This is a genomic window from Actinospica acidithermotolerans, assembly GCF_018139625.1.
GTDB lineage: Bacteria > Actinomycetota > Actinomycetes > Streptomycetales > Catenulisporaceae > Actinospica > Actinospica acidithermotolerans.
The window spans coordinates 1-462 of the sequence record NZ_JAGSOH010000342.1 but is presented as its reverse complement, the minus strand read 5'-3'; the positions used below and the strand labels follow the sequence as shown (position 1 = coordinate 462).

Genomic DNA, 462 nt, shown 5'->3' with positions numbered 1-462 from the left:
AGAAAGGATTTTGTAAAGTGAACGAAGAACAAAGAAAAGCAAGTTCTGTAGATGTTTTAGCTGAGAGAGATAAGAAAGCAGAAAAAGATTATAGTAAATATTTTGAACATGTTTATCAACCGCCTAATTTAAAAGAAGCGAAAAAAAGAGGTAAACAAGAAGTTCGTTATAATAGAGATTTCCAAATTGATGAAAAATATCGCGGTATGGGGAACGAGCGTACATTTTTAATTAAAACATATGGATGTCAAATGAATGCACATGACACTGAGGTCATTGCTGGTATACTTGAAGCATTAGGCTATCAAGCAACGACTGATATTAACACTGCAGATGTTATTTTAATTAATACATGTGCGATTAGAGAAAATGCCGAGAACAAAGTGTTTAGTGAAATAGGTAATTTGAAGCATTTGAAGAAAGAACGACCTGATATTTTAATCGGAGTTTGTGGTTGTATGT

At 32.7% G+C, this 462-nt stretch carries 1 pseudogene; it reads left to right on the top strand.

The features are described 5' to 3' along the window. Positions 1–17: 17 nt before the first annotated feature. Positions 18–462, top strand: a pseudogene (locus tag KDK95_RS38905) (tRNA (N6-isopentenyl adenosine(37)-C2)-methylthiotransferase MiaB); the annotation flags it as partial.